Annotated in this window: 6 protein-coding genes and 1 pseudogene; 4 read left to right on the plus strand and 3 right to left on the minus strand. The window is 63.1% G+C overall.

Going from position 1 to position 7011, the window contains the following annotated elements:
- A pseudogene (locus D769_RS19480) lies at positions 1 to 562 on the minus strand (spermidine synthase); the annotation flags it as partial.
- Positions 563 to 677: 115 nt separating this feature from the next.
- On the opposite strand from D769_RS19480, the gene tkt reads away from it, so the two are divergent.
- Both tkt and gap read left to right on the plus strand, forming a co-directional pair.
- Positions 678 to 2714 carry a transketolase gene (tkt, locus tag D769_RS19485; protein ID WP_040011141.1) on the plus strand — a complete coding sequence of 679 codons (2037 nt, stop codon included), beginning with the start codon at positions 678 to 680 and terminating at the stop codon, positions 2712 to 2714.
- Positions 2715 to 2799: 85 nt separating this feature from the next.
- Positions 2800 to 3798: a type I glyceraldehyde-3-phosphate dehydrogenase gene (gene gap, locus D769_RS19490; RefSeq protein ID WP_008648578.1), complete on the plus strand. Its 999-nt coding sequence runs from the start codon at positions 2800 to 2802 to the stop codon at positions 3796 to 3798.
- A 49-nt stretch (positions 3799 to 3847) separates the two neighbouring features.
- On the opposite strand, the gene D769_RS19495 is transcribed toward gap, so the two are convergent.
- Positions 3848 to 4465: a flavin reductase family protein gene (locus D769_RS19495; RefSeq protein ID WP_008648579.1), complete on the minus strand. Its 618-nt coding sequence runs from the start codon at positions 4463 to 4465 to the stop codon at positions 3848 to 3850.
- A gap of 285 nt (positions 4466 to 4750) precedes the next feature.
- On the opposite strand from D769_RS19495, the gene D769_RS19500 reads away from it, so the two are divergent.
- Entirely contained in the window at positions 4751 to 5752 is a 1002-nt protein-coding gene (locus tag D769_RS19500) for a LysR family transcriptional regulator (protein ID WP_008648580.1), read from the plus strand.
- 80 nt (positions 5753 to 5832) lie between these two features.
- Here the strand turns inward: D769_RS19500 and fur are convergent, their stop codons facing one another.
- Positions 5833 to 6264 (minus strand): ferric iron uptake transcriptional regulator, encoded by a 432-nt coding sequence (gene fur / locus D769_RS19505; protein WP_008648581.1) that lies wholly within the window; start codon positions 6262 to 6264, stop codon positions 5833 to 5835.
- Between the two features lie 199 nt (positions 6265 to 6463).
- Here fur and bamE point away from each other — a divergent pair.
- On the plus strand, positions 6464 to 7011 hold a 548-nt coding region (gene bamE / locus D769_RS19510; protein WP_008648582.1), incomplete at its 3' end, for an outer membrane protein assembly factor BamE.

A 7011-nucleotide genomic window follows, 5' to 3' on the forward strand; every position in this document is an offset into this window, starting at 1 on the left:
GCCCCAAGTGCAGCGACATCGCGCCGCCGGGCGCCAGGCAGCGGCGCGCGGTATGCAGGCCATGCGGGGAGAACAGGGCGGCCGCGGGGCTGCCGTCGTCAGCTTCGGTCAGATCATAGACGATCAGGTCGAACTGGCGTCCGGCGCGCGCGAAAGCTTCCATCAGGCCGAGTCCTTCGCCGATCGCCAGGCTCAGGCGTGGGTCGCCGGGTTCGTCGAGCGCGCCCTGGTGGATGCCGCGCAGCCACTCGCGCGCCAGCCGGACCACCTCGCCGTCGAGTTCGGCCACTACCACCTCTCGCATGGTGGGGATACGCAGCAGTTCGAATGCCGATCCGCCGTCGCCGCCGCCCACCACCAGCGCGCTGCGCGGTGCGCCATGGGTGGCCGCCATTGGTGCCACCATCAGTTCATGCTGGATCCAGGCGTCGGCTTCGGTGCTCATCACGCGGCCATCGAGCCGGAAGATCCGGCCAAAATGTGCGCTTTCCCCGATTTCTATCTGCTGATAGGGGCTGCAGGCGGCCGCTAGCAATGTGATTTCGCCCAGCGTGGTGCCCACGCCGGGTATCAACCATTCGGTCCAGGCTTGAGTCCCCCTTCGGAGTGCCGGATCCGTCCCGGGAATTCCCCCTGCTTCTGCTAAAATTGCGGTTTTCCCGCCGTCAGGTTCTCGCATGTCTGCCCTCGCCCATCCCGCCACAAGTCCTTACGCCAACCAACCCGTCAAACTGATGGCGGATGCCATCCGCGTGCTTGCCATGGACGCTGTCCAGCAAGCGAACTCCGGTCACCCCGGTGCGCCGATGGGTATGGCCGACATGGCCGTGGCGCTGTGGGGCCGGCATCTGAAGCATAACCCCGTCAATCCGCACTGGCCTGACCGCGACCGCTTCGTGCTGTCCAACGGCCACGGATCGATGCTGATCTACGCGCTGCTGCACCTGACCGGCTACGACCTGCCGATCGAGGAACTGAAGAACTTCCGCCAGTTGCACAGCAAGACCGCTGGTCACCCGGAGTATGGCATTACCCCGGGCGTGGAAACCACGACCGGCCCGCTGGGCCAGGGCATCACCAATGCCGTCGGCATGGCGCTGGCCGAGCGCCTGCTGGGCGAGGAATTCAACCGCCCGGGTTTCGACATCGTCAACCATCACACGTACGTGTTCATGGGCGATGGCTGCCTGATGGAAGGCATCAGCCACGAAGCCTGCTCGCTGGCCGGCACGCTCAAGCTGAACAAGCTGATCGGCTTCTGGGATGACAACGGCATCTCCATCGACGGCGACGTGGTGCACTGGTTTGCCGACGACACGCCGAAGCGTTTCGAAGCGTATGGCTGGAACGTGATCCGCGCCGTGGACGGCCACGACGTGGCTGCCGTCGACAACGCCATCGCGCTGGCCAAGGCCAGCGACAAGCCGACCCTGATCTGCTGCCGCACCGTCATCGGCAAGGGTGCGCCGAACAAGGCCGGCGGCCACGACGTGCACGGCGCGCCGCTGGGCGGCGCCGAAGTGCTAGCCACCCGCGAAGCGCTGGGCTGGACCCACGCCCCGTTCGAGGTGCCGCAGGACGCGTACCTCGCCTGGGATGCGAAGCCGAACGGCCACGCGCTGGAAAAGGCCTGGGACGCGCTGTTCGACGCCTACGCCGAAGTGCATCCGTACGAAGCCGGTGAGTTCAAGCGCCGCGTGCGAGGCGAGCTGCCGGGCGCGTTCGATGAGGCCGTGGACGCCTACATCGCCAAGTGCGAGGAGAAGGCCGAGACGATCGCTACCCGCAAGGCCAGCCAGAACTCGATCGAGGCACTGGCGCCGGTACTGCCGGAACTGCTGGGCGGCTCGGCCGACCTGACCGGTTCGAACCTGACCAACTGGTCGGGCACGCAGGCCGTTCGCTTCGACTCGTGGGGCAACCACATCAACTACGGTGTGCGTGAGTTCGGCATGAGCGCGATCATGAACGGCATCGCGCTGCATGGTGGCTACATCCCCTACGGCGCCACGTTCCTGACGTTCTCGGACTACAGTCGCAACGCGCTGCGCATGGCCGCGCTGATGAAGATCCGCTCGCTGTTCGTGTTCACGCATGATTCGATCGGCCTGGGCGAAGACGGTCCGACTCACCAGTCGATCGAACACGTGGCCAGCCTGCGTCTGATCCCGAACATGGATGTCTGGCGTACCGCCGACACCACCGAAACCGCCGTGGCCTGGGCGTACTCGATCCGCCGCGAGAACGGCCCGAGCTGCCTGATTTTCAGCCGCCAGAACCTGCCGTTCCAGAAGCGTGACGATGTCACGCGCGCCAACATCGCGCGCGGTGGCTACGTGCTGCGCGATGGCACGAATCCGCGCAAGAAGCGCCCGGATGCCGTGATTATCGCCACCGGCTCGGAAGTCGGTCTGGCCGTGGGCGCCGCCGATGCGCTGGCCGTGGAAGGCGTGCACGTGCGCGTGGTGTCGGTCCCGTCGACCTCCGTGTTCGACAAGCAGGACGCCGCCTACAAGGCCAGCGTGCTGCCGGCCGGCGTGCCGCGCATCGCCGTGGAAGCGGGCGTCACCGATTTCTGGTGGAAGTACCAGGTTCAGGCCGTCGTCGGTATCGACACGTTCGGCGAATCGGCTCCGGCAGGCGTGCTGTTCAAGCACTTCGGCTTCACCGTGGAAAACGTGGCCGATACGGTGCGCGCCACGCTCGCCCAGTAATTCTCGCCAGCGCGGTATGCCGGCGCGAGGCGCCGGCTGCGGCGCCGGCCCCAGCTTTATCGCGATTGCTCTCTAGGAGATAGACATGACCATCAAGATCGGCATCAACGGCTTTGGCCGCATCGGGCGCATGGTGTTCCGCGCCGCCGCCGCGAACTTCAAGGACATTGAAGTCGTCGCCATCAACGACCTGCTGGAACCGGACTACCTGGCGTACATGCTGAAGTACGACTCGGTCCACGGCCGCTTCGACGGTGAAGTGTCGGTGGAAGGCAACACGCTCGTGGTCAATGGCAAGAAGATCCGCCTGACCGCCGTCAAGGATCCGTCCGAGCTGAAGTGGGGCGAAGTCGGCGCCGACGTGGTGATCGAGTCGACCGGCATCTTCCTGACGAAGGAAGGCGCGCAGAAGCACATCGACGCGGGCGCCAAGAAGGTGATCATGTCGGCCCCGTCGAAGGACGACACCCCGATGTTCGTGTTCGGCGTGAACCACGAGACGTACAAGGGCGAAGCGATCATCTCGAACGCAAGCTGCACGACCAACTGCCTGGCCCCGGTGGCCAAGGTCCTGAACGACAAGTGGGGCATCAAGCGCGGTCTGATGACGACCGTGCACGCTGCTACCGCCACGCAGAAGACCGTGGATGGTCCGTCGAACAAGGACTGGCGCGGTGGTCGCGGCATCCTGGAAAACATCATCCCGTCGTCGACTGGCGCCGCAAAGGCCGTTGGCGTGGTGATCCCGCAGCTGAACAAGAAGCTGACGGGCATGTCGTTCCGCGTGCCGACCTCGGACGTTTCGGTGGTCGACCTGACCGTCGAACTGGAAAACCCGGCCAAGTACGAAGAAATCTGCGCCGAGATGAAGGCCCAGAGCCAGGGCGCGCTGAAGGGCGTGCTGGGCTACACCGAAGACAAGGTTGTGGCCACGGACTTCCGCGGCGATGCCCGCACCTCGATTTTCGACGCTGAAGCCGGCATCGCGCTGGACGGCACGTTCATCAAGGTCGTGAGCTGGTACGACAACGAGTGGGGCTATTCGAACAAGTGCCTGGAAATGGCACGCGTCGTGGCCAAGTAAGCCATCCTCGCTGAACAAAAAACGCGCCCAAGGGCGCGTTTTTTGTTGCTCAGGCGGCTGGTGGGGTGACTGGTGGAGTCAGCGGCCGCGCATCGATAGTATCGCCATCGACAAGAAAGTGGCCACCCGCGACATGGTGGATCGTGCGCAGGTTGTCTTGGCCGGTAAAGTGCCAGCGGCCATTGCTGAAGACGCGGCCGTCGGCGTGAGCGGCGACCACTTCGCCGAGAAACAGATCGTAGCTGTTCTGGATCGCGGGTTCTGGCAACAGCCTGCATTCCAGCCACGCCGCACAGCCTTCGAGCAGCGGGGCGCCGATCACGCTGCCAGCGAAGGTCTGCAAGCCGTACGCGGCGAACTTGTCGATGCCTTGCTTTTCCGTCAGGGCCCGTCCCGAACTGGAGCCCAGTGCCTGCGTGATATCGACCTGGGCGGCGGTGGGAACCTGTAACGCGAATTCGCCGCTTGCCTCAAGCAACTGGCGCGTCCAGGTGGACTTGTCCAGCACCACGGCCACCTTCGGCGGGGCGAAATCGAGCGGCATGGCCCATGCCGCCGCCATGATATTGCGTTGCCCATTGTGCGCGGCACTGACCAGAACGGTCGGACCGTGATTCAGCAGGCGATAGGCTTTGGCGAGATCAACGTCGAGTCGGTGGGAAGGCATGGCTTGATCTGAAACAAGACAGGGCGGGCTGCGAGGCAGAATTGGAACGCCTTCAGGCACTATAGCGGGTCATGGAATTCAATGAATGGCGATTTTTGACATTATCTGTCTCAAAGTTGTCAAAAATCCGCGAAAGTTCGCGTTCAGTAATGCGAGAAATGCTGAATTTGCTTTTCGCTCCTGTTATTTTCTCTTACACTCGGAAGGATCTATTAATGTCTGATGTGCAGCCCGTGAAAGTGGTGGGGCCATCGAAGCGTAAGACATAACAAACCGGGCCTGATCATGGTGAACGTGGATACCAAGCTGCTCGTGATCTTCACCGAGTTGCTCAGCAAGCGTAACGCCACTTATGTGGCGGAAAAGATGCACATGACCGCGCCGGCCGTTTCTCACTCGCTCGGCCGACTGCGCGAAATCTTCGACGATCCCCTTTTCATTCGGGTGCCTCATGGTCTGACTCCAACGCCGCGCGCGCTGGAACTGGGCCCGAAGATCCGGGACATGCTCGACCTCTGGTCGTCGATCAACGAGGGGGATGCCGATAATTTCGATCCGGCCATCGCCACCGGCACGTTGAATATCGGTTTTGCCGCCGAACTTGGCGACACGGTTTTCAACCGCTTTGTCCTGCGCATCAAGCAACTGGCTCCGGATCTGCATATCCGCCTGGTCGAATCGCATTCGTGGGAAGCCGACGTCGCGTCGATGCGTGCCAACGAACTCGATCTGGCCTTTTCGCCGTTCCCGACCCGCCATCCCGAAATCGTCGAGGAAGTGGTGACGTCGCTGAACCTGTGGGTTTGCGCGCGCGAGAATCATCCGCTCCTGAAGAACGATTGCACGCTCGAGCAATACCTCGACTGCAGCCATATCTTCATGGCGCATTCCGGTGGCGCGGGCCGTCCGGCGCCGGCACTGATTCCGCTCGACTACGCGCTGCAGCAGCGGGGCCTGAAGCGGAATGCCACGCTGACCGTCCATTCGTGGCGTGCCCAGGCCGAACTGGCTTCCCAGACCGACATGATCTTCACGGTCAACGCGCTGACCAAGGACATGGCCTGTGAAACGTACGGCCTGAAGGCCTACCCGCTGCCAGCGGAGCTCAATACGATGCTGGGCCTGAATATGTTCTGGCACCGCAGCCGCAATACCCATCCGATGCTGGTCTGGGCACGTGGTCTCTTCCGTCAGGTGGTTGGCGAGTTTCTGGGCCTGCCTGCGGCAGCCGCCGCCGCGCCGCGTAGCCTGCGCGTCGTGGCCGAGCAGGATCTGACGCAGGAGTAACGCTGTGTCGACCCAATAAAAAACCGGCGCCTTGGCGCCGGTTTTTTATTGCCTGCCGCTGGGCGGGTACCGCCGCGGGGTTATCGTCTTGGTCTGTGGGGGCAATCGTCCTTGGTGCAGTTGCCATAGAGCGACAGGGCGTGTTCCTGCAGTGCAAAGCCGCGCTCGCGGGCGATGCTCTGTTGCCGCTGCTCGATATCGGCATCGAAGAATTCCTCGACGCGCCCGCAATCCAGGCACACCAGGTGATCGTGGTGTTTGCCTTCGTTCAGTTCGAAAATCGCCTTGCCCGACTCGAAGTTGTTCCGCGAGAGCAGGCCAGCCTGTTCGAACTGCGTGAGAACGCGATAGACCGTGGCGAGGCCGATGTCCATATGCTCATTGAGCAGGATGCGATAGACATCTTCCGCGCTCAGATGGCGCTGTTCGCTGGTCTGGAAGATTTCAAGGATCTTCAGGCGGGGGACGGTCGCCTTGAGGCCGATATTTTTGAGGTCCGCCGGACTCGGCATGGGCGTGACTCCCTAGAGTACAATGTCTGGATAGTTGAATCATAAGGGTTTTGGCGGCAAATGTCGCCCCGGTGCCATGACGCGTACACGCCGCTCTCCGCGGAGTGACCAGAATGCGCCTGGCCGTGCCGGATGCCTCCGCAGTCTTTGGGGTGTGCCGGTGCCGGTATCTACCCATTCCCGTCTGGAAGCGAGATACATGCGTTCATTCCGTTCGTCCGCCATGCGCCCCGCGCTGGTGTCTTCCCTGCTGGCGGCGGCACTGCTGGCCGGTGCCTGTTCCGCCTACGACAGCACCTCGCGCAAGGTGGCCGATGCCATCACGCCGTATCGGATCAACATCGTCCAGGGCAACTTCGTGTCGCGCGAGGCCGTGTCGCAATTGCGCGAAGGCATGACGCGCGATCAGGTGCGCTTCCTGCTCGGCACCCCGCTGCTGACGGACGTCTTTCACGCGGATCGATGGGACTATTACTTCTCTTTCCGTCGCGGCAGCCGGCCGGTCGTGCAATCGCGCCAGTTCACCGTGTACTTCGAGGGTGACAAGCTTGTGCGGTGGGTGGGCAACGAGTTGCCGTCCGAATACGAGCTTATTGCCGAAATTGACGGCATGAAGGCGGCGCAGAAGAATCAGACGCCAGGCAAGCTCATCTTTGGCGGCGAGGCAGCGCCAGCATCCGCGCCGGCGGCAATGCCGGCATCGGCATCGGCGCCGGCTGCCATGCCCGTCGCGGCAGCGAGCGAACC

Source organism: Cupriavidus sp. HMR-1, from assembly GCF_000319775.1.
Taxonomy (GTDB): Bacteria; Pseudomonadota; Gammaproteobacteria; order Burkholderiales; family Burkholderiaceae; genus Cupriavidus; species Cupriavidus metallidurans.

What these genes read in the sequence shown, in the direction of transcription:
- tkt (WP_040011141.1), top strand. Translation starts at nt 678, where the DNA reads ATGTCTGCCCTCGCCCATCCCGCCACAAGTCCTTACGCCAACCAACCC.
- gap (WP_008648578.1), top strand. Translation starts at nt 2,800, where the DNA reads ATGACCATCAAGATCGGCATCAACGGCTTTGGCCGCATCGGGCGCATG.
- D769_RS19495 (WP_008648579.1), bottom strand. Translation starts at nt 4,465, where the DNA reads ATGCCTTCCCACCGACTCGACGTTGATCTCGCCAAAGCCTATCGCCTG.
- D769_RS19500 (WP_008648580.1), top strand. Translation starts at nt 4,751, where the DNA reads ATGGTGAACGTGGATACCAAGCTGCTCGTGATCTTCACCGAGTTGCTC.
- fur (WP_008648581.1), bottom strand. Translation starts at nt 6,264, where the DNA reads ATGCCGAGTCCGGCGGACCTCAAAAATATCGGCCTCAAGGCGACCGTC.